General features: G+C 67.4%; 24 protein-coding genes. 15 read left to right on the forward strand and 9 right to left on the reverse strand.

The features are described from left to right. Nucleotides 1-23: 23 nt before the first annotated feature. Together AB0J62_RS20810 and AB0J62_RS20815 are read right to left on the reverse strand one after the other, a co-directional pair. The gene (locus AB0J62_RS20810; RefSeq protein ID WP_363873174.1) at nucleotides 24-848 is read right to left on the reverse strand and encodes an endonuclease/exonuclease/phosphatase family protein; all 825 of its coding nucleotides are present in this window, start codon (nucleotides 846-848) and stop codon (nucleotides 24-26) included. Nucleotides 849-867: 19 nt separating this feature from the next. Further along, nucleotides 868-1,077, reverse strand: coding sequence for a hypothetical protein (locus AB0J62_RS20815; RefSeq protein WP_363873177.1), 210 nt, complete (start codon nucleotides 1,075-1,077; stop codon nucleotides 868-870). Nucleotides 1,078-1,208: 131 nt separating this feature from the next. Between AB0J62_RS20815 and AB0J62_RS20820 the strand changes: the two genes are divergently transcribed. Then, on the forward strand, nucleotides 1,209-1,661 hold the full coding sequence (locus AB0J62_RS20820) for an SRPBCC family protein (RefSeq protein WP_363873180.1): 453 nt from the start codon (nucleotides 1,209-1,211) through the stop codon (nucleotides 1,659-1,661). Between the two features lie 5 nt (nucleotides 1,662-1,666). On the opposite strand, the gene AB0J62_RS20825 is transcribed toward AB0J62_RS20820, so the two are convergent. After that, nucleotides 1,667-2,536, reverse strand: coding sequence for an alpha/beta hydrolase (locus AB0J62_RS20825; protein ID WP_363873183.1), 870 nt, complete (start codon nucleotides 2,534-2,536; stop codon nucleotides 1,667-1,669). A gap of 177 nt (nucleotides 2,537-2,713) precedes the next feature. Here AB0J62_RS20825 and AB0J62_RS20830 point away from each other — a divergent pair, with 177 nt between their 5' ends. Continuing rightward, on the forward strand, nucleotides 2,714-2,980 hold the full coding sequence (locus AB0J62_RS20830) for a hypothetical protein (protein ID WP_363873187.1): 267 nt from the start codon (nucleotides 2,714-2,716) through the stop codon (nucleotides 2,978-2,980). Here the strand turns inward: AB0J62_RS20830 and AB0J62_RS20835 are convergent. Beyond that, a complete protein-coding gene (locus AB0J62_RS20835) occupies nucleotides 2,966-3,937 on the reverse strand; it encodes an iron-containing redox enzyme family protein (RefSeq protein ID WP_363873191.1) in 972 nt (323 codons plus the stop codon). The two genes, AB0J62_RS20830 and AB0J62_RS20835, sit on opposite strands and share 15 nt — an antisense overlap. 45 nt (nucleotides 3,938-3,982) lie before the next feature. Here AB0J62_RS20835 and AB0J62_RS20840 point away from each other — a divergent pair, with 45 nt between their 5' ends. Then, a complete protein-coding gene (locus tag AB0J62_RS20840) occupies nucleotides 3,983-4,165 on the forward strand; it encodes a CDGSH iron-sulfur domain-containing protein (protein ID WP_134104470.1) in 183 nt (60 codons plus the stop codon). Here the strand turns inward: AB0J62_RS20840 and AB0J62_RS20845 are convergent. After that, entirely contained in the window at nucleotides 4,152-5,222 is a 1,071-nt protein-coding gene (locus tag AB0J62_RS20845; protein WP_363873195.1) for a YbdK family carboxylate-amine ligase, read from the reverse strand. The genes AB0J62_RS20840 and AB0J62_RS20845 overlap by 14 nt on opposite strands. Before the next feature lie 221 nt (nucleotides 5,223-5,443). Here AB0J62_RS20845 and AB0J62_RS20850 point away from each other — a divergent pair, with 221 nt between their 5' ends. From AB0J62_RS20850 to AB0J62_RS20890, 9 genes are all read left to right on the forward strand, one after another. Further along, nucleotides 5,444-6,415 carry a TIGR03557 family F420-dependent LLM class oxidoreductase gene (locus AB0J62_RS20850; RefSeq protein WP_363873198.1) on the forward strand — a complete coding sequence of 324 codons (972 nt, stop codon included), beginning with the start codon at nucleotides 5,444-5,446 and terminating at the stop codon, nucleotides 6,413-6,415. Between the two features lie 6 nt (nucleotides 6,416-6,421). Further along, nucleotides 6,422-7,594 carry an alcohol dehydrogenase catalytic domain-containing protein gene (locus AB0J62_RS20855; RefSeq protein ID WP_363873201.1) on the forward strand — a complete coding sequence of 391 codons (1,173 nt, stop codon included), beginning with the start codon at nucleotides 6,422-6,424 and terminating at the stop codon, nucleotides 7,592-7,594. A gap of 99 nt (nucleotides 7,595-7,693) precedes the next feature. Continuing rightward, the gene (locus tag AB0J62_RS20860; protein WP_363873204.1) at nucleotides 7,694-9,934 is read left to right on the forward strand and encodes a nitrate reductase; all 2,241 of its coding nucleotides are present in this window, start codon (nucleotides 7,694-7,696) and stop codon (nucleotides 9,932-9,934) included. Further along, on the forward strand, nucleotides 9,934-10,392 hold the full coding sequence (locus AB0J62_RS20865; protein ID WP_363873207.1) for a hypothetical protein: 459 nt from the start codon (nucleotides 9,934-9,936) through the stop codon (nucleotides 10,390-10,392). The genes AB0J62_RS20860 and AB0J62_RS20865 overlap by 1 nt, the downstream gene beginning before the upstream one ends. A gap of 60 nt (nucleotides 10,393-10,452) precedes the next feature. Then, entirely contained in the window at nucleotides 10,453-11,181 is a 729-nt protein-coding gene (locus AB0J62_RS20870; RefSeq protein WP_363873210.1) for a GAF and ANTAR domain-containing protein, read from the forward strand. Between the two features lie 297 nt (nucleotides 11,182-11,478). Further along, entirely contained in the window at nucleotides 11,479-11,784 is a 306-nt protein-coding gene (locus AB0J62_RS20875; RefSeq protein WP_363873213.1) for a hypothetical protein, read from the forward strand. A gap of 86 nt (nucleotides 11,785-11,870) precedes the next feature. Next, on the forward strand, nucleotides 11,871-12,554 hold the full coding sequence (locus tag AB0J62_RS20880) for a DUF6766 family protein (protein ID WP_363873216.1): 684 nt from the start codon (nucleotides 11,871-11,873) through the stop codon (nucleotides 12,552-12,554). Nucleotides 12,555-12,669: 115 nt separating this feature from the next. Next, entirely contained in the window at nucleotides 12,670-13,227 is a 558-nt protein-coding gene (locus AB0J62_RS20885) for a hemerythrin domain-containing protein (protein WP_363873219.1), read from the forward strand. A gap of 70 nt (nucleotides 13,228-13,297) precedes the next feature. Beyond that, entirely contained in the window at nucleotides 13,298-13,795 is a 498-nt protein-coding gene (locus AB0J62_RS20890; protein WP_363873222.1) for a CinA family protein, read from the forward strand. A gap of 9 nt (nucleotides 13,796-13,804) precedes the next feature. On the opposite strand, the gene AB0J62_RS20895 is transcribed toward AB0J62_RS20890, so the two are convergent. Next, a complete protein-coding gene (locus AB0J62_RS20895; protein WP_363873225.1) occupies nucleotides 13,805-14,503 on the reverse strand; it encodes a GAF and ANTAR domain-containing protein in 699 nt (232 codons plus the stop codon). Further along, the gene (locus tag AB0J62_RS20900; protein ID WP_363873228.1) at nucleotides 14,500-14,865 is read right to left on the reverse strand and encodes a hypothetical protein; all 366 of its coding nucleotides are present in this window, start codon (nucleotides 14,863-14,865) and stop codon (nucleotides 14,500-14,502) included. Before AB0J62_RS20900 ends, AB0J62_RS20895 begins: the two co-directional genes overlap by 4 nt. A gap of 50 nt (nucleotides 14,866-14,915) precedes the next feature. Here AB0J62_RS20900 and AB0J62_RS20905 point away from each other — a divergent pair, with 50 nt between their 5' ends. After that, a complete protein-coding gene (locus AB0J62_RS20905) occupies nucleotides 14,916-15,344 on the forward strand; it encodes a hypothetical protein (protein ID WP_363873232.1) in 429 nt (142 codons plus the stop codon). Between the two features lie 77 nt (nucleotides 15,345-15,421). Here AB0J62_RS20905 and AB0J62_RS20910 read toward each other — a convergent pair whose 3' ends face one another. Together AB0J62_RS20910 and AB0J62_RS20915 are read right to left on the reverse strand one after the other, a co-directional pair. Beyond that, nucleotides 15,422-16,177, reverse strand: a complete 756-nt coding sequence (locus AB0J62_RS20910; protein ID WP_363873235.1) for a hypothetical protein — start codon at nucleotides 16,175-16,177, stop codon at nucleotides 15,422-15,424. Further along, nucleotides 16,174-17,229: a Gfo/Idh/MocA family oxidoreductase gene (locus AB0J62_RS20915; protein WP_363873238.1), complete on the reverse strand. Its 1,056-nt coding sequence runs from the start codon at nucleotides 17,227-17,229 to the stop codon at nucleotides 16,174-16,176. Before AB0J62_RS20915 ends, AB0J62_RS20910 begins: the two co-directional genes overlap by 4 nt. 108 nt (nucleotides 17,230-17,337) lie before the next feature. Between AB0J62_RS20915 and AB0J62_RS20920 the strand changes: the two genes are divergently transcribed. Together AB0J62_RS20920 and AB0J62_RS20925 are read left to right on the forward strand one after the other, a co-directional pair. Further along, nucleotides 17,338-17,958, forward strand: coding sequence for a TetR/AcrR family transcriptional regulator (locus AB0J62_RS20920; RefSeq protein WP_363873241.1), 621 nt, complete (start codon nucleotides 17,338-17,340; stop codon nucleotides 17,956-17,958). A gap of 212 nt (nucleotides 17,959-18,170) precedes the next feature. Beyond that, on the forward strand, nucleotides 18,171-18,527 hold the full coding sequence (locus AB0J62_RS20925; protein WP_363873244.1) for a DUF1232 domain-containing protein: 357 nt from the start codon (nucleotides 18,171-18,173) through the stop codon (nucleotides 18,525-18,527). The last annotated feature ends 2 nt before the right edge of the window (nucleotides 18,528-18,529 follow it).

Here is an 18,529-nt window from a genome sequence, read left to right on the forward strand (position 1 = left end):
CTCCGGGTGAGTTGGCGTCGGGGTCAGTTGGACGTGAGGGACTCGAGGTCTGCGGTGACGCCGAAGTGGTCGGAGCCGTGGACGCCTTCGGTCGGGGTGTCGAAGATGCGGTCGGCGGAGTGGATGCGGAGAGTCGGGCCGCGGTCGTCGCAACGGACCATGATGTAGTCGATCCGTCTGGGCGGGATCCGCGACCAGTCCGCCTCTGCCACGATCGACGGGTTCTCGATGGTGAACGTATGTCCGTCCTCAGCTGGGCGGGCCATCTCCCAGACGTCCTGGTAGTTCACGCTGTAGTCGGCGAGAGACTGCCGCCCGGTGAGGAACCGGACGCCGCCTGTTTCAGGTCTTGCGTCGAAATCGCCTGCCAGGACGACGTGGAGGTCGTCCCGGTCGGCGGCCAGCTCGTCGATCCACCGTGCGACGCCGAGGGCCTGCAATTCGCGCTCGCGTTCGTATCCGACCTGCCAATTCGGCTTGTGATTGACGAAGAGCACGGACCCCAAGGGCGTTTCGAACTCTGCGGCGGTCGACCGTCCAGGGAAGTCCTGCGGGTTCACTCGCTCGGTCACGCACAGATCGATCTCCTCGACACGCACCGCCGGCCATCGGCTGACCACGGAGCAGCCAACACCTTCTGGCGTACGCCGGCCCTGGTGCAGTACGGCGTACTCATCACCGAAGATCTCGCGAACCTGGTCGCCGGCCTCGTCGACGACGGTCTCCTGCAGCGCAACGAGGTCCGGGCGCAGTTGCTTGAATCCTTCGCGGAGTACGTCGCGCCGGGCGGGCCAGTCGCCGTGACGGCACCAGATGTTGAGCGTCGCCACGCGGATCCGATCAGCCACGCAGATCTCCTCCGAAAACTCAGGGCCTGAAACGAGTCGTAAGTGTCACCGCGACCTCGAACAGCGCGACCGCCGCGCACAGAGAGACCACGAACAGCAGGAACTGGGACGAGCCGAAGAGGGCCAGGAACACGGCTGTGGCGAGGCAGAGGGCGAAGGCCGCGGTGGTGACGATCAGTTCCAGCCGGTCACGCCGGGCTGCCGATCGTCTCGGGCCGGTCGATCGCATCAATCATCACCTGTCCTGGTGCACGTCCAGACGGGACCACCTGTTCCCCGATCGAGCCTGTCCAAATCGTGTTTCGTGGCGAAGTGGCAGGGAACCGGGTCGCGAGCACAAACGGAAGGCAGGTAAGGGATATGAGCACGATCACGCAGTCGATCGATGTCGACGTGCCGGTGACGACGGCGTACAACCAGTGGACGCAGTTCGAGTCGTTCCCGCAGTTCATGGAAGGCGTCGAGGAGATTCGCCAGCTGGACGCGACGCACAACCACTGGGTGGTGAAGGTCGGCGGCGCGACGCGCGAGTTCGACGCCACGGTGACCGAGCAGCACCCGGACGAACGGATCGCCTGGAAGTCCGACTCTGGGCCCAACCATGCCGGCGTCGTCACCTTCCACAAGCTGTCCGACAGCACCAGCCGGGTGACCGCGCAGATGGACATCGACCCCGAAGGTTTCCTGGAGAAGGTCGGTGACAAGTTCGGTGTGGTGGAGGGCCGTGTGAAGGGGGATCTCCAGCGGTTCAAGGCGTTCATCGAGAGCCGCGGCGCCGAGACCGGCACCTGGCGCGGCGACGTGCCCCGGTAGTCCAGTTACAGGAAGGTGCGGAGCGCCCGGATGAGGTCGTGGGGGTTGCGTTCGGCGATGTGGTGGGTGCTCTTGATGCCGTAGCCGTCGACCTCACGGCACCAAGGGCGCCACACGTCGACGACATCGCCGTATAGCTGTTCCATGTCGTCGTCGGTGGACCACAGGGCGAGGGTGGGACATTCGATGCGGCGTCCGGCGGCTCGATCGAGTTCGTCGTTGTGTCGGTCGATGGTGAGGCCGGCCCGGTAGTCCTCGAGCATCGCGTGCACGGTTGCCGGGTTGCGGATTGCGGCCAGGAAGTCGGCGTGGTTGTCCGGGCCGAGAGCCTGCGGCGAGTTCTTCGTCCAGGCTTCGTACCAGGTGTCGGGGTCGGCGCAGATAACCCGCTCGGCGGGCTTTTCCTGCTGGGCGAAGAACCACCAGTGCCACCACGCTGCGGCGAACTCCGCGCCGCAGCGTTCCAACGCCTCGACCACCGGAACGCTGTCCATCACGACGAGCTTGCTGACGCGGTCGGGATGGTCGAGCGCGGTCCGGTAGGCGACGTACGAGCCGCGGTCGTGGCCGGCAACGGCGAACCGTTCGTGGCCCAGCGCGTCCATCAGGCCGACGATGTCGCGGGCCATCGCGCGCTTGGAGTACGGCGTGTGGCCGGCGTCGGTGACCGGTTTGCCGGATTGGCCGTACCCGCGGAGGTCCGGGCAGACGACCGTGAATCCGGCTGCTGCGAGCTCCGGCGCGACGGCGTACCAGGTCGTGTGCGTCCGCGGATGGCCGTGGAGCAGTACGACGGCCGGCCCGCGTCCGCCGTACCGAACCCGGAGGAGCTGACCGTCGACGTCGAACTGCTCCAGCGTGAAGTCCTCGAACATGGATCGCCGGTACCCATTCCCGAACCGGCACGGCGCCTTGTCCGGACGCTGCGTTCTTCGCCGAACTGCTGTACGATGTCATCCAATCGATGACAGAATTCTCTGTCATCTGGCAGATGACGGGTTACCGGCGAACGACGACCTCGCCCGCCGAACGACGCAAGGAGGTAACCAGACATGACCGCTCCCGCCCCGACTGACGGCAACGTCCGGACCATCGCGCCGCACGACCCATTGGCCGCCGCACCCGAGGGTTTCATCGAGACTTACTACCGCAACGGCGCATGGCACTCGCGCCGCTACGACAGCGAGGTCCCCTTCTCCACCGGACGCGACGAGCTCGACCAGATTGCTCTCGGTTCCCAAGTCGCCCGCTGGAACCGCCTACCCCACATCGTCCGCACAACCGCCGGCGAAATCGCCGAAATCCTAGACGCTTGCTAGGCGTGGCGACTTCCAGTTGGTGAGTAGGTGTTCGGCGAAGAGGTTGTCGATCGTGAGGGAGCAGCTGGCGCCGAAGAGTACGTCGGCGATTGCGTCGGGGTGTTGTTGGACGTAGTTGCCGCACAGGTCGTAGGCGGCGATCTGTTCGTGGACGGCGTCGGCTTCGACGTGCTCGGTGAAGTAACCCGCCTGATCCTCCGAGGCGCCCAGCCGGAAGGCCCCCGCGGCGTACTGGCGATTGGGCAGGGTCGAGGTCATCTCGAGTGCAGCCAGGTGACCGACTAGCGCACCGGTCCAGCGCCGATGGATCGCGAACAGCGACATCACGTTCGACACCGCGAGTGTCACGGCTGGTACGACGTCGACGTACGAGCCGTAGCTGTCGTCGAGGCCGAGCCAGCGCATCGTCGTACGGAACAGCTCGGAGTGCATGCGTTCGGGGCGGCCGCCGCCGTACTCGTCGGCCTCGATCTCGACCAGGGCCGCTTTGGCCGCGCCGTCGAGCCGCGGGATGCCGAAGCTGTGCGGGTCGGCCTCCTTCAGCTGGTACACGGACCGGTTGAGGACGAAGTCGCGGAACTGTTCCTTGGTGGCATGCCGACGCAGGTACGGCGCCAAGCGCGGACCGTCGTCGGAAGCAATCAACGCCTTCAGTTGCACCGCGACAGGCTCCGTGGTCGGCGTGACTCGGCAGTTCGCCTCGAGCCAATCGCTCCAGGGCTGCTCCAGCCTCGACCGGAACGCGATGACGTCGGTATCCCACTGGAAGTCGGCGTCCACGCCGTCAAAACCGCGGTACTGGAGCTCGTAGGCGATCCACAGCGCGAGCTGCAGATCCTCGTCGGCGTACGGGCGATCGAGTCGTTCGATCTCAAAGGTGAGCGCTGCGTGGTCGCGTCGTGTCAGCCGGTTGGTCAACCAGCCGCTGAGCGGCCCACGCGGGGAAGGTAGCTGCATGCATCCAGGTACCCGCCCGGATTCGCCTGTGGGTACAGCGTTTTCATGAACGAGATTCGTGCCTACCCGGACGGTCCGCTGCTGGTCCGCGGCGACTTTCAGCTCGTGGACGAGGACGGCGAACCGATCCCCGCGTCCCGGCGTACCGTCGCGTTGTGCCGCTGCGGACGCACCGGCATCCCGCCGTTCTGCGACGGCACCCACACGCTGCCGATCAAACGCCGCTGAACACCTCTGCCAGCCAGGGCACGACGCGGTCGGGGCCGAGCGCCCGGAGATGCTCGACCGGCGGGTTGTCCACCAGCGCCCGCGCGTCGTCCAATCCGCCCGGCGCATAGGGTTCCGCGACATCGATCAGTGTGTGCAGACAGCCGCGGGTGGACCGTCGTACGCCGGTGTGCAGGTCGAGCAAGTCGCCGCGGACGCCGTCTCGTAGGGCTGCCCAACGGTTCTCCGCGATCCTCCACGTCGGCGCCGGCGGCGGCAGCTCACCGCGACAGTGCAGGTCGGCAAGCCCTGCCCCGAGAGCGTGCACGAACCGAACGAGCGCGCTGGTCCGATCCACAGTCGCCTGTACGTCGAGGACCCGCAGCTCGAGCGTGCCGTAGCGGATGTGCGGCCGCAGCTCCCACCACCACTCCGAGGCGTCGGCGAATGCACCCCCTCGGACGGCCCAGGCGAGGTCGTCCGCGTACTGCTCCCACGAGCTGATGGCCGGCGGAACACCTTGGCGGGGCAACTGCGCGGCGATCACCGGCCGTACGGAGCACAAGCCGGTGTCTCGTCCCGCAGCGAACGGCGCCGCACCGGCCAGCGCGGCCAACTCCGGTAGCAGGTTCCGCAGGCCGTGATAGACCCCCAGCGTGCAGGCCGCGTCACCGAAGGCGAGGTGCACCTGCAACGACGAGACGAGCTGTCGGCCCATGACCTCGCGATAGCGGGCTCCGAGCCCGGCCGCCCGATCTGTCCGCGACAGCGCGACAGGACCGTCGACCAACGGGTGAACCGGCGCCGCGATCGCCGCCAATTCAGGACCACAGGCGGCAGCCACCATCGCCCGGCACGCACGCAGCTCCTCGACCGCATCCAGCGCGTTCTTGTGGACCGAGGTCGCGATCTCGAGCTGACAAGCCGGAAGCTCCTGCTTCACCCGCGGGTCCCCGATCTCCGCAACCACATGGGCGACGTCCGCCGGGAGCCAATTCCCCCGGCGGACGAGCAACAGCTCTTCTTCCAGCCCCACCGTCCCGGCGACAGTGCCGGTAAACAGTCCACTGAGCGTCACGCCGTCCCGGTACCCGTTCCGACACGGCCTTGCTGGAACGGTCCCTGCGCTACTGGTCAGAACGCAGAGACCTGGGAATCACCAGTCCCTCGAGCGGACCAATGCTCCTTACTGTGTGCGGTGCCCCGGCTCTCAGCAGTTACACATCTGCGTCGTTTCGCAGGGGATGCGGAGGGCACCGGGGCGCTGTCCGTTGCCGACAGCCACCAGGAGGTGTGTCGATGCGTATCGGCTTCAAGCTGATCGCCGAGGCCTACTCACCGACCGAGATCGTCGCGCAGGCGGTCAAGGCGGAGGAGGCCGGATTCGACTTCGTGGAGGTGAGCGATCATTTCCACCCATGGGTCAGCGAGCACGAGCACTCGGGTTTCGCGTTCTCGATGCTTGCCGCGATCGCCGCGCGGACCTCGCGGCTCGAGCTGGCGACCGGCGTGACCTGTCCGTTCATCCGCTATCACCCGGCGATCGTGGCGCAGGCCGCAGCCACGACAGCGCTGCTGTCGGACGGGCGCTTCACGCTCGGTGTCGGCGCCGGTGAGCGACTGAACGAGCACGTCGTCGGACAGGGTTGGCCGGCGGCGACGACCCGGCACGAAATGCTCCGCGAGGCGCTCGAGATCATCCGCTTGTTGTGGAGCGGCGGCTACCAGTCGTACGACGGCAAGCATCTTCGGCTCGAGGACGCGAGGGTCTTCGATCTGCCGGATGAGTTGCCGGGGATCGCAGTAGCCGCGGGTGGGACCGAGGCAGCCCGGTTGGCCGGCGAGCTGGGCGACGCGTTGTTCGTCACAGAGCCGCGGCCGGATCTGATCGACGAGTTCGTGAAGGCTGGAGGCAGCGGGCCGCGGTACGCCGAGGTGCCGCTGGCGTGGGCGCCGTCGGTGGACGAGGCGGCAGAGTCGGCGCGGCGCCTGTTCCGGTTCGGCGTGACCGGCTGGCCTGTGCAGTCCGAGCTCCCCAATCCGCTGAACTTCGACGCGGCGACGGAGCTCGTCACGGCCGAGCACATGCGCGACCAGTTCGGCTGCGGTCCCGACGTACGGCGTCACCTCGAGGTCGCAACGCAGTACGCCGATGCCGGCTATGACCACCTGGCGCTCATCAACGCGGGACCGGACATGGACGGCTTCTTCGACTTCTTCCGCACCGACCTCGGCCCAGCACTGAGGTCGGCCGATGCACAGGGGAACTGAGTTTCGATGAAAGCGCTGACGTGGCAAGGCAAGCGAAAGATCGAGTACGGCGAGGTGCCGGATCCGCGGATCGAGGACCCGACCGATGCGATCGTGCGGGTCACATCCTCGGGGATCTGTGGGTCGGACCTGCATCTTTACGAGGTGATGGGCCCCTTCCTGGACGCCGGAGACGTGCTCGGGCACGAGGTGATCGGGGTGGTCGAGGAGACGGGGTCTGAGGTCCCCGGGTTGAGCCCGGGCGACCGGGTCGTCATTCCGTTCCAGATCGCCTGCGGGTCCTGCTTCATGTGCGATCAAGGGCTGCAAACGCAGTGCGAGACGACGCAGGTTCGTGAGCACGGGATGGGCGCCGCGCTGTTCGGCTACACCAAGCTGTACGGGCAGGTTCCGGGGGGACAGGCGGAGTACCTGCGCGTGCCGCAAGCGCAGTACGGCCCGATCAAGGTGCCGGACGGCCCGCCGGATGACCGCTTCGTCTATCTCTCCGATGTGCTTCCGACGGCCTGGCAGGCGGTGGAGTACGCCGGGATCCCGGACGGTGGCACGGTCGTCGTCCTCGGTCTGGGCCCGATCGGTGACATGGCCGCCCGGATCGCGAAGCATCGCGGCCATCGGGTGATCGCCGTCGACCTCGTTCCGGAGCGGCTGGAACGCGCCCGGGGCAACGGGGTCGAGACCGTCGAGTACGCCGCCGACGCCGCCGACACGATCCGCGACCGGACTGCCGGGCGCGGCCCGGACGCGGTGATCGACGCGGTCGGGATGGAGGCCCACGGCTCGCCGGTCGCGCGGATCACGCAGCAGGTCGCCGGCCTGCTGCCGGATACGGTCCAGCGAACGTTCATGCAGAAGGCCGGCGTCGATCGGCTCGCGGCGTTACTGCTCGCCGTGGACGCCGTGCGCCGCGGCGGCACGATCTCGCTGGTCGGCGTGTACGGCGGGGCCGCGGATCCGTTGCCGATGCTGACGATGTTCGACAAACAGATCCAGCTCCGGATGGGGCAGGCGAACGTCCGCCGGTGGAGCGGCCAGATCCTCCCGCTCCTGACCGACGACGATCCGTTGGGCGTCGACAGTTTCGCGACCCATCACCTGCCGCTGTCGGACGGCGTCGCGGCGTACCAGATGTTCCAGCAGAAGGCCGACGGCGCGGTGAAAGTCCTGCTCCAGCCCTGAATCAAGGCGTAACCCCGGGGGTACCGGCGCGGCATGGCTGATCGTGTTCAAGATGTTTGGGGGCCGCGGACGCCGCACGGCCGGGACACCGAGTGGCCCGTGCGGGTCGATCAAGAGCTCGCGGTGGCCGAGGACGAGGTGGACCGCTGGGTGCAGTCGGCGTGTGTGCTGTGCAGCAACGGCTGTGCCTGCGACATCGCGGTGAAGGACGGGCGGATGGTCGGCGTCCGCGGACGGGCAGGGGACCGCGTCAACCATGGCCGGCTCGGTCCGAAGGGGCTGTACGCCTCGTGGCAGTGGAGCGATCAGGACCGCTTGACCCGTCCGCTCGTACGACAGGACGGCACGCTGGTCGAGACGAGCTGGGACGCCGCGATGGACCGGATCGTTGCCGAGTCGAAGCGTCGTCAGCCGTTGCAGCACGGCTTTTACACCAGCGGTCAGCTCTTCCTCGAGGAGTACTACACCCTCGCCGTGATCGGGAAAGCCGGACTCGGTACGCCGCACATGGACGGCAACACCCGGCTCTGTACGGCGACGGCGGCCGCGTCGCTGAAGGAGACGTTCGGCTCAGACGGTCAGCCGGGAAGCTACAACGACATCGAGGCCTGTGACGCGCTCTTCCTGTTCGGGCACAACATGGCCGCGACGCAGACCGTGCTCTGGTCGCGCGTCCTCGACCGGATCGAGGGCGCCGACACGCCTGCGATTGTTGCCGTCGACCCGCGGATGACACCGGTCGCCGAGGCCGCGGTCCGCACCGGGGGCGTACATCTGCGTCCACTCCCGGGGACAAACCAGGCCTTGATGAACGGGCTGATCCACGAGCTCATTGCTCACGAGTGGATCGACCACGCCTGGGTCGATCAACACACCCTCGGGTACGACGACCTCGCGCAAACCGTCGAGCCTTACACGCCGGAGAAGGTCGCCGAGATCTGCGACGTACCCGCGGGCGATCTGCGCCGCGCGGCCGAGGTCTTCGGCACCAGCGAGCGGGTCCTGTCCACTGTGCTGCAGGGCTTCTACCAGTCCCATCAGGCGACCGCGGCGTCGTGCCAGGTCAACAACCTGCACCTGCTCCGCGGCATGATCGGCAAGCCGGGCTGCGGCGTACTGCAGATGAACGGTCAGCCGACCGCCGAGAACACCCGGGAGTGCGGTGCGGACGGCGATCTGCCCGGCTTCCGGAACTGGGCGAACCCCGACCACATCGACGAGCTGGCTCAGCTGTGGAACGTCGACCGGCAGGTGATCCCGCACTGGGCGCCGCCGACGCACGCGATGCAGCTGTGGCGGTACGTCGAACAAGGTTCGATCGACTTCCTCTGGATCTCCGCCACCAACCCGGCCGTCTCGTTGCCCGAGCTCGGCCGGATCCGCGAGATCCTCGGCAAGCAGGACCTGTTCCTCGTCGTCCAGGACGGCTTCTTCACCGAGACGGCGGCGTACGCCGATGTGGTCCTGCCGGCCGCGCTGTGGGGCGAGAAGCAGGGCACGTTCACGAACGCGAGCCGGACCGTCCATCTGTCCGAGCAGGCGGTCGCGCCGCCCGGAGAAGCGCGGAGCGACCTCGAGATCTTCCTCGATTACGCCGAGCGGATGGACTTCCGCGACCGGGACGGGCATCGCCTGATCGGCTGGAAGACACCGGAGGGCGCGTTCGAGGCCTGGAAGGAATGCAGCCGCGGCCGGCCGTGTGACTACAGCGGTCTGACGTACGACGCCCTTCGCGGCGGGAGCGGGATCCCGTGGCCGTGCACGGCTGATCAGCCCGAGGGCGCCGACCGGCTGTACACGGATGGGGTGTTCCCGACCGATCCCGCGGTGTGCGAGGACTTCGGGCACGACCTGAGCACCGGCGGCTCGACGACGCCCGAGAAGTACAAGGCACAGCAGCCGGGCGGCAAAGCGTTCCTCAAAGCGGCCGACTTCAGACCGCCACCGGAGACGACCTCGGCCGAGTTCCCGCTGATCGGCACGACCGGGAGGTCGCCGTACCACTTCCACACGCGGACGAAGACGGGCCGATCGCCGAGGCTGCGCCGTGCGGAGCCGCGGATGTGGGTCGAGCTCTCCGCGGAAGACGCTGCTGAGTTGCAGGTGGCGGCGGGGGAGACCGTGATGGTCGAGTCGGCTCGCGGCCGCGTCGAGGCCGAGTGCCGGGTGGGTACGCCGCGCCCTGGCGTCGTGTTCCTGCCGTTCCACTTCGGCTACTGGGACAACGCGGACGGGCCGCCGACGGCCGCGAACGAAGTGACGATCACCGAGTGGGATCCGGTGTCGAAGCAGCCGCTTTTCAAGGTGGCCGCGGTCCGGGTACGGAAGGTGGAGCGCTGATGCATGTCTCGACATACCTCGGACTGTTGCGGCACGCGGAGGGTGCTTTGGCCGACGCGTTCGACCAGATCGGGCAGGGGCACGGCGACGAGCCGGACATCGTGCAGCTGTGCGAGCTGCTCGCCGGCAAGTCGCGTGCGCATGTGGAGCAATTGCAAGCAGCTGTCGACCGGTACGGCGAGGACGCGGACAACGAGCCGGAGCGTCTGAAGGCCGCGGAGTTCGGCGGCGCGCGCTCGGGCGGGGTCGGGCTGCTGCGCGATCTCCAGGACCTGTACGCACTCGGATCGTTCGTCGACGTCACGTGGACCGTCATCGCCCAGGCTGCCCAAGGCCTTCGGGATGCTGATCTGCTCCGAACCGCGTCCGCCTGCCAGGCCGAGACGAGTCAGCAGCTCACCTGGCTCAACACCCGCATCAAACAGGCCGCGCCCCAAGCGCTGATCGTCGCTCCCTGAACGCGTTGGAGCCAGTGGTGTTTCCGTGGGTACACCTGCCGATGCTGGCATGATTGCCGCATGGACGAACCTGGCGGTGCGGACCACGGCGCTCGCCGGCCGCGCGCCGAGCTCACCGCGGCCGAGCGAGCGGACCTGTTCGCGCGCCTCGCGGTGAGTCTGCACGATTCCGGAGGGGTCGAGGAGACCGTGCAGGCGGTGGTGGATTTCGCATTGCAGGCCCTGAATTGCTCGCACGCCGGTGTCGCCCTCGCCCGCGCCGGCAAGCCCGAGGTTCCGGCGGCCACCGACCCGGTGGTGGAAGAGATCTTCCTGTGGCTGATGGCGGGGCGGGAAGGCCCGTTGATCGAGTCGATGCGCGAGCACACGACCGTCTTGGTCCGCGACACCGAGCTCGACGACCGCTGGCCCGACTGGGCCTCGAAGGTAATCTCATTGGGCGTGCGGAGCGTCCTCGACGTTCCGCTCACCACTGCGGCCGGAACCGTGGGTGTATTGGGTCTGTACAGCGTGAAACCGGATGCGTTCGACGCCGATGACCAGGCGATCGCCCAGATCCTGGCCAGGCACGCATCGGTCGCGGTCGCCACCGCCCGCAAGGAGCAAAGTCTGGCGCTGGCGATCGATGCCCGCAAACTGGTCGGACAGGCCATGGGCATCCTGATGGAGCGCTACCAGCTCGACGAAGCCCGCGCGTTCGAGGTGCTGAAACGCTATTCCCAGGACACCAACACCAAACTGCGCGACGTGGCCCAGCAACTGATCGATACCCGCAAACTGCCCCACTGACCACACCGCGACCCGGTCGATTGGCCGTCTACTAGTTGTGACGATCTCCTTACTCTCTGGAGTGTCAAGGGTGTCGAGGCAGCCTGTTCCGCAATAGGCTGGTCTTCCCCGGAGGGCCCAGGCTCGGCGCAACCCCACACGCGCTGCTGGGCCCTTCGCCGCTCACCGGGCTCGGGCCACGGGGATGACTTTGGGTACCGGTTCGGCATGAGATTGTGGGCCGGTTGCGTAGTTCTGGGCACGATTGTGCTCGCGGTCACTTCATGTGGAGCACGGTTACCTGCTGCTTCGTCGAGCGTGGCGGAGCAGTTCTATCAGGCGATCCAGCGCAACGACGGGGCTGCCGCCTGCGCCTTGCTGGCGCCGCAGACTGTGCATGAGGTGGAGCAGTCGTCGCAGGCGCGGTGCGCCTCGGCGATCCTCGATGAAGACATCCCCGCCGGTGGCACGGTGGTCGAGTTGCGGCAGTACGGCACGCAGGCCCAGGCGCGGACCGGTCGCGACACCGCCTTCCTCGCCGACTTCGACGACGGCTGGAAGGTCGTGGCTGCCGCGTGTACTGCGCAGGGGCAGTTGCCGTACGACTGCAAGGTCAAGGGGTGATGGCCGGTGCGCGTGATCTTCATCGTCTACCTGGCCGTGATCGTCATCGGTCTGGCCTACTTCTTCACCCTGGGACTGATACAGCGATGAGTCGGGTCCGTGGCTTCGTGCGCACCAACTCGCTCAGTCTTGTCTTCGGCGGGCTCTTCCTTGCGGCGCTGGTCGGACAGGCCTTCGCCGGTCTGGCGGAGTACAACAATCAGCAGATCACCGACGGCCTGGCGACGGTGACATTCGGCCGTTACGTCACGTCGGCCGACTTCGCCGTGGACGTGACCGAGAACTGGCAGAGCGAGTACCTGCAGTTCCTGCTCTACATAGTCCTGACTGTTTGGTTGGTGCAACGCGGCTCACCGGAATCGAAGCCGCTGGACAAGGCGGGGCGGGAGTCCGACGAGGAGCAGAAGGTCGGTGCCTATGCCGGCCCTGATTCGCCGCGTTGGGCGCGAGTCGGCGGTTGGCGGACCAAGCTGTTCTCCTCGTCGCTCGGTCTGGTGATGGGGGCGGTGTTCCTCGCCTGTTGGCTGGTGCAGTCGGTCGCGGGCTGGTCGACGTTCAACGAGGACCAGTTGAGGCAGCTTCAGGATCCGGTGTCATGGCGGTCCTATGTCGGCTCGGCCGACTTCTGGAGCCGAAGTCTGCAGAACTGGCAGTCGGAGCTCCTCGCGGTCGGGTCGATGGCCGTGCTGAGCATCTACCTGCGCGAACGCGGATCCCCGGAGAGCAAGCCGGTCGGCACGTCACACGACGCGACCGGCATCGAGGGCTGACCGAGCTCCCTCGAGCTGACCAACCCGCGCCCGCGACGACTTTGACGCCTGAGGCAACGGTTGCATGGTCGGGGGTACCGGCGAATCAAGGCAATTCGATTCGGGAGGACTGGATATGGCTGCGGATGTCGTCGACCTGATCATGCAGGACCACCGTGAGGTCGAGCGGTTGTTCGACGAGTTGAAGGACAACCCGGAGAAGCGACCGAACCTGTTGCCGGTGCTCACCACCCTGCTCACCGCTCACAGCCGGGCCGAGGAGGCGGAGGTCTATCCCGTCGCGGCCGCGGAAGCCGGTGAGAAGGAGGAGGTCTCGCACAGCCAGCAGGAGCACATCGAGGCCGATCAGCTCCTGGCCAAGCTCGCCGAGACCGACCCGACCTCGGCGGCGTTCGACAAGGCCCTGCAGAACCTCATCGACGCTGTGTCCCACCACGTCGAGGAGGAGGAGTCCAAGGTGCTGCCGGGGATGCGGTCGAACCTGTCCGACGAACGGCGCGCGCAGCTCGGCGAGGCGTTCGCCGCGAGCCGCAAGCAGCACCTCGGTGAACAGCCCGGCGACATGACGCGCGAGCAACTCGCCCAGCAGGCGAAGAACGCGGACATCTCCGGTACGGCGGGTCTGTCCAAAGATGAGCTGAAGAAGAAGGTCGAGAGCGAAGCCGACCTCTGAGCCGGCAACCATCTCCTCACCCGACCGCGAGGCCGGGTGAGGAGACATGACTGGGGACATCACTGGGGACATGACTGGGGACATGGCTGACGGCGACCGCGCCGGCATCGCCGGCGAGATCGCGGAGCGCATCGGTGGTACGGCGCTTGCGCAGGGGCTGAGCGTTGCCGTGGCGGAATCGCTGACCAGCGGGGCGATCGCCTCAAAGCTCGGCGCCGCCGCCGATTCGAGTGTCTGGTTCGCCGGCGGAGTTGTCGCGTATGCGGCCGAGACGAAGTTCCGCGTGCTGAACGTAGATACCGGACCAGTGGTGAACGCGCGCTGCGCCGTACAGATGGCCAAAGGCTGCGCTGATCTGCTCGGCGCCGACGTTGTCGTCGCAGTCACCGGAGTGGGCGGACCGGATCCCGAGGAGGGTCACCGGCCCGGGACCGTCTATGTCGCGCTCAGCTCGTCCGACGGCGAGGTTGTGGATCAGCACAGGTTCGACGGCGACCCGTCAGAGGTCGTCGCACAGGCCACCCTGGCTGCCCTGGAAATGCTTCTCGCTGCACTCGCCAAGCGCTGACAGCGAAGATCAGTGGGGCAGTTTGCGGGTTTCGATCAGCTGCTGCGCCACGTCGCGAAGCTTCGTGTTGGTGTCCTGGGAATACCGGCGCAGTACTTCGAAGGCCCTGTCGCCGTCAAGGTTGTAGCGCTCCATCAGAATGCCCATCGCCTGGCCGACGAGTTTGCGGGCGTCGACGGCCTGGGCGAGGTTGACTTCGTGGCGGGCGCTGGCGACGGCGACCGAGGCGTGACGGGCGAGGATGTGGGCGATGGCTTCTTCGTCGGGGCCGAAGGCGTCCGGCCGGGTGCTGTAGAGACCTAGCACGCCGACGGTGCCGGCTGCGGTGGTGAGCAGCGGGACGTCCAGGACGCTGCGCACGCCGAGCTCGAGAACCTTGCCGGCCCACTCCGGCCAGCGGTCGTCCGTGGTGGTGTCGCGGACCAGAACGATCGTGTGCTCGCGCATCGACACCGCCAGCGGACCTGTGTCGCCGCCGATCTGCAATGCGTAGATCTCGGCGACCACCGGGTCGGTGGTCGCCGGAATCTCCAGCCTTCCGCCGCGGACGATCAGCGCGACACCGGCATGGGAACATGCCAGTGCCTGCAAGGCGAAGTCGACGACTGCCTGGACGGTCTCGTCGACCCCACCGGAGTCGTGCAGGTCGAGGGCGAGTTGTGCGAATTGCTCGGCCCCCGCACTGCCGGCCAGATCGATGATGCTCATACCAGGCTCCTCCGGGCGTGTGTCCGCGACCTCTCGGCGGGAATGCCGGCCCGGGTCGTGCCGGGGGTTACTCCAAGCCGGCTCCTGGCCGAGCCGCGCGGTTGCCGACCCAGCCGCACCTGCACCCGTAACTGCCGGCCGCGGTCCGGCCCGGCGGTCTCGCGAACGGTCACCAGATAGTTCAGCTTCGTCAGCGTGCACGGCTCGGAGACGACCACGAAGGTGCGGTCGTCGATCCAGAACGACGTGCCGTGCCGCAGGTCGTCGACCGCGAGCAGGAACTGTCCTGGCCCTAGCCGTACGGCGGCGATCGGAGCTGCAGCGTTGTCCGGCTGCGGGTCGGAAGAGGGGAGTTGGCCCATGTCGTCAAGGTAGCTTGACGTGAACCCTTGCGTCAAGCTACCTTGACGTGATGGGTGATGACACGGCAGCGACTTCGGAGCCGGTGGATGTCAGAAGCCTGGAAGAGCTGCTCGAGGTGCTGCGAATCAGCGATCAGCGGGAGCTCTACGAGCGCGGGATCGAGCAAGAGCGGGAAGCGGGCCATTCGGTGGCAGTTCTGGTGAAGGCGCTGGCCGATCTGCCCGGCGTGACCGGGCTGGAGGCCCTGCGGGCAAGCCGACGGGTGGTCGAGCTGCTCACCGGGGCGCGGTGGCACATGATGCGCCAAGCCCGCGAAGAAGGCTCCAGCTGGAGCGAGGTCGGCGCCGCCTTGGGCATGAGCAAGCAGGCCGCCTACGACTTCTACCGTCGCAAACTCGACCAGCAGGACAAATCACCCGACCCGGAATCTGCCAGCTCCCCTCGATCGCGAGCAGCACTGGGAAAGCCCACCGCCTGACCACTCAAGTTGCGGCTCAGGACAGAGCCGCAGTGGTGCGGCGGACTGCGGGCTGGGGGAGCAGAGCAGGAGGGCGGTCAGGCTGATGCCTGGTCCGCGGGGTAGTCGCGAAGGGCGGCCGTTACCACCAGGACGTCGTCGTGAAGGTGGCGCAGATCGGCGAGCTCATCGCCCGGTACGGCGTCGCGCAACCGCCGGAGGCTCGCGCGATGACCGGCCTCGTACTGCGTCGGCGCCTGTACGGCGCCGTCCGGGCCGACCGTGATCAGCCGGGCGGGCTGGGCCGTGTCCCCCGACGGGATCAGGAGTTCGACGCTCCCGTCGGAGGTCAGCAGCCGGACCGTGGCTGAAGGCGGCACGGCCGAGGTGCAGATGATGCTGACGTCGATCGTGACGCCGGCGTCCGTCGAACCTTCGGCGTACACGGCGTCGGCGGATCGGTGGTGGAGGTGCAGTTTCTGCACCGGGGCGAGCAGGACACGGATCAGCGCCAGCTCAGCGAGCAATGCGGTCGCGAAGTCCGCGCCTGGTGCCACGATCACGCGGCATTCGAGGCGGCTGCCGTTGGTGGTCGCGGTACGGAACGCGTCGGTGCTGGTCACCGGGTTGGACGCCCAGGCGGAGTCGACGACGACAATGGTCGAGGTGGCCTGGGGAAGGACGAACTCGGCGGCCCGCGGCTGAACGATGACGACTCCGGTGACACCGGCGTCGATCGCGTTCTTCGCCTCCGTGGGCCAGTCGTTGGCCCCGTCAACAATGACGACATCGCCGGGGTTCTTGATCGAGAGGGGCAGAGTGGCCAGGGCCGATCGTGCGTGGAGAGCGGTCATGCGGCACCCTCCGTTCGGTGCGCCGATCGGAGGATGTCCGCGGCGGAATCGGCGACTGCGACAGTGAATCGCAGATCATCGACGAGCGCGTCGATATCGGGCGGTGCGACCTCGCCGCGCACGATGGCCGCGAGCTCGAGCCACTCCGCCTCGTAGCCGTTGGCATCGGTCGGTCCGAACACCTGCGCCGACCCAGCGGTCGTCAGGGTGCTGACCGAAGATCCGGCGTGCACGTACGACGGGGTGAACTCGGTGTGCAGGACCTGGTCGTCGGCGTACGCCTCGAGCACCCAACTCGGCTGCCACGTTCCGGACACCACCGCCTGCAGCTCGATAAACTTGCCTCCAGCAACCATCAGGATGCGATAACCGAAGGGTGGCAGGACTGTCGCACTGATGACGCGCAGATCGTCGTACCGCGTCAGCAGGCTGCGGATCAGAGGGAGGTCGTGCACCGCGAGGCCCATCACGCCGGCATGGACCATGCCTGCGCGTACCTCCACGTCCGACCAGTCCGGTGTGGGGAAGTCAGGCCGTGCGAGCATCTCCGTGGCGACGTCCTCGAACCGTGCGTTCGGCGGCAGGATGATCGACGAGCGGATCGTGTGACTGCTCGCGGGGAGTTCACCCCAGTGTGCGACGGCGGCGCGCCAGCCAGGATCGAAGACGTGCATGGCGCCGACGACGATCGGCACGCCGGTCTCCTTCGCGACGGCAGCGATCGCGCCGGCCTCGTCGGCCGACATCGCGAACGGCTTCTCGCACAGAACTGCCTTCTTGGCCGCACGGCAGGCGGCGATCGCCTGCTCCGCATGGAACGCGCGTGGGCTGCAGATGGCGACGACGTCGACCGCCGGATCGTCGAGCAGCACCTCCAGGGACGTGGAATGCGCTGCGCCGGCGCGTGTCGCCAGCCGCTCGGCGACGGACGCGTCGATGTCGTTGACGTGGCGGACGGTGAATTCCCGGCCCAGGCGGGCCAGCGTCGGCAGGTGGATGGCCTGTGTCACGGGCCCGGCACCCAGGAATCCGACTCCGAGAGTGGACTGCATACCTGCTCCTCGTCAGAGCGAAAACAAACCAGTCGTTCAGGTTTCGGCAAACGTAAACGGCTGGTAAGGTTTCGTCAACAGCTCGGCGACACCATCCCGGGGGGACTCGTGGCAGGCGAGACGACGGCACCGACGCTCCGCGGCCCGTATCGCAAGGGCATCGCGCGGCGGGAGCAGATCGTGAAGACCGCGGCTCAGGTCTTCGGTGAGCTCGGGTACGTCGGCGGTTCGTTGCGTGCCATCGCCGAACGGGTCGGCGCCTCACCGGCAACCCTGATCCAGTACTTCGGCAGCAAGGAGGGCCTGCTCGCGGCGGTCCTCGAGGACTGGACGGTTCGGAGCGGACTGTCGGCCCTGCCCGACGGCGTACGCGGAGTCGCGTACTTCCGGCAGATGCGCGACCTGATGGAGTTCCATGTCCAGAACCGTGGGCTGCTGGAGCTCTTCATCACGCTCGCCGCGGAGGCGACCAACCCCAGTCACCCGGCCCGGGACTTCATCCGCCGGCGGTACGACCACGGACTCCAGTTGTGGGCCGGCAAGCTCCGCGAAGCGGTCGATGACGGCGAGATCGCCGTACTCACCGATCAGCAGATCGAGGCCGAGGTACGCGTCCTGATAGCGGCCCTCGACGGCATCGAACTGCAGTGGCTACTGGGCGCGGACATCGACCTCCCGGCTCTCGTCGCGACCCACGTCGAACAGGCCATCACCCGCTGGCAGGCATAGCTGTCAGCGGGCCGTCCTCCCCAGCGCTTCAGCACCGCCGACACCTGTGTCTCGAGGCAGTAGGCAATCTCGAGCTCGTCTACGAGAGCGTCGACATGCGCGCCGGCGACACGGGCCAACCCAGCGTAATCAGCGCTCGCAGGCACAATGGCCGGGTGACGACGTGGTGGTCTGTGGTGGTGGGTGCAGCGGCAGGTGTCTTGCTGTTGTGGATGGCTTTGATTGTGGCGCTCTGGTTTGTCCGGCCTGACGAGCTGCGGATCCGGGACGCGCTGCGCCTGCTACCGGACCTCGTGCGGCTCCTCCGTCGACTGGCGGCCGACCGCTCACTGCCCCGCGGAGTACGGATCCGGCTCTGGTTGCTGCTGGCCTACCTTGCCATGCCGTTCGACCTCGTGCCGGACTTCATCCCAGTGATCGGGTACGCCGATGACGCGGTGATCGTCGCGTTCGCGCTCCGGTCGGTCACACGCCGAGCTGGGCCTGCCGCGCTCGATCGGCACTGGCCAGGGTCGCCCGACGGGCTCGCGGCCGTCCGCCGCCTCGCCGGGCTCCCGGCGGCCTCCTGAGA

Origin of the sequence: Kribbella sp. NPDC049584, from assembly GCF_040675555.1 — a bacterium.
Lineage (GTDB): Bacteria > Actinomycetota > Actinomycetes > Propionibacteriales > Kribbellaceae > Kribbella.

Coding starts and splice junctions, on each gene's coding strand:
- AB0J62_RS20925 (WP_363873244.1), top strand. CDS start 18,171: ATGGCTTTGATTGTGGCGCTCTGGTTTGTCCGGCCTGACGAGCTGCGG.
- AB0J62_RS20835 (WP_363873191.1), bottom strand. CDS start 3,937: ATGCAGCTACCTTCCCCGCGTGGGCCGCTCAGCGGCTGGTTGACCAAC.
- AB0J62_RS20900 (WP_363873228.1), bottom strand. CDS start 14,865: ATGGGCCAACTCCCCTCTTCCGACCCGCAGCCGGACAACGCTGCAGCT.
- AB0J62_RS20815 (WP_363873177.1), bottom strand. CDS start 1,077: ATGCGATCGACCGGCCCGAGACGATCGGCAGCCCGGCGTGACCGGCTG.
- AB0J62_RS20855 (WP_363873201.1), top strand. CDS start 6,422: ATGAAAGCGCTGACGTGGCAAGGCAAGCGAAAGATCGAGTACGGCGAG.
- AB0J62_RS20850 (WP_363873198.1), top strand. CDS start 5,444: ATGCGTATCGGCTTCAAGCTGATCGCCGAGGCCTACTCACCGACCGAG.
- AB0J62_RS20905 (WP_363873232.1), top strand. CDS start 14,916: ATGGGTGATGACACGGCAGCGACTTCGGAGCCGGTGGATGTCAGAAGC.
- AB0J62_RS20830 (WP_363873187.1), top strand. CDS start 2,714: ATGACCGCTCCCGCCCCGACTGACGGCAACGTCCGGACCATCGCGCCG.
- AB0J62_RS20895 (WP_363873225.1), bottom strand. CDS start 14,503: ATGAGCATCATCGATCTGGCCGGCAGTGCGGGGGCCGAGCAATTCGCA.
- AB0J62_RS20885 (WP_363873219.1), top strand. CDS start 12,670: ATGGCTGCGGATGTCGTCGACCTGATCATGCAGGACCACCGTGAGGTC.
- AB0J62_RS20840 (WP_134104470.1), top strand. CDS start 3,983: ATGAACGAGATTCGTGCCTACCCGGACGGTCCGCTGCTGGTCCGCGGC.
- AB0J62_RS20870 (WP_363873210.1), top strand. CDS start 10,453: ATGGACGAACCTGGCGGTGCGGACCACGGCGCTCGCCGGCCGCGCGCC.
- AB0J62_RS20915 (WP_363873238.1), bottom strand. CDS start 17,229: ATGCAGTCCACTCTCGGAGTCGGATTCCTGGGTGCCGGGCCCGTGACA.
- AB0J62_RS20865 (WP_363873207.1), top strand. CDS start 9,934: ATGCATGTCTCGACATACCTCGGACTGTTGCGGCACGCGGAGGGTGCT.
- AB0J62_RS20910 (WP_363873235.1), bottom strand. CDS start 16,177: ATGACCGCTCTCCACGCACGATCGGCCCTGGCCACTCTGCCCCTCTCG.
- AB0J62_RS20890 (WP_363873222.1), top strand. CDS start 13,298: ATGACTGGGGACATGGCTGACGGCGACCGCGCCGGCATCGCCGGCGAG.
- AB0J62_RS20825 (WP_363873183.1), bottom strand. CDS start 2,536: ATGTTCGAGGACTTCACGCTGGAGCAGTTCGACGTCGACGGTCAGCTC.
- AB0J62_RS20880 (WP_363873216.1), top strand. CDS start 11,871: ATGAGTCGGGTCCGTGGCTTCGTGCGCACCAACTCGCTCAGTCTTGTC.
- AB0J62_RS20820 (WP_363873180.1), top strand. CDS start 1,209: ATGAGCACGATCACGCAGTCGATCGATGTCGACGTGCCGGTGACGACG.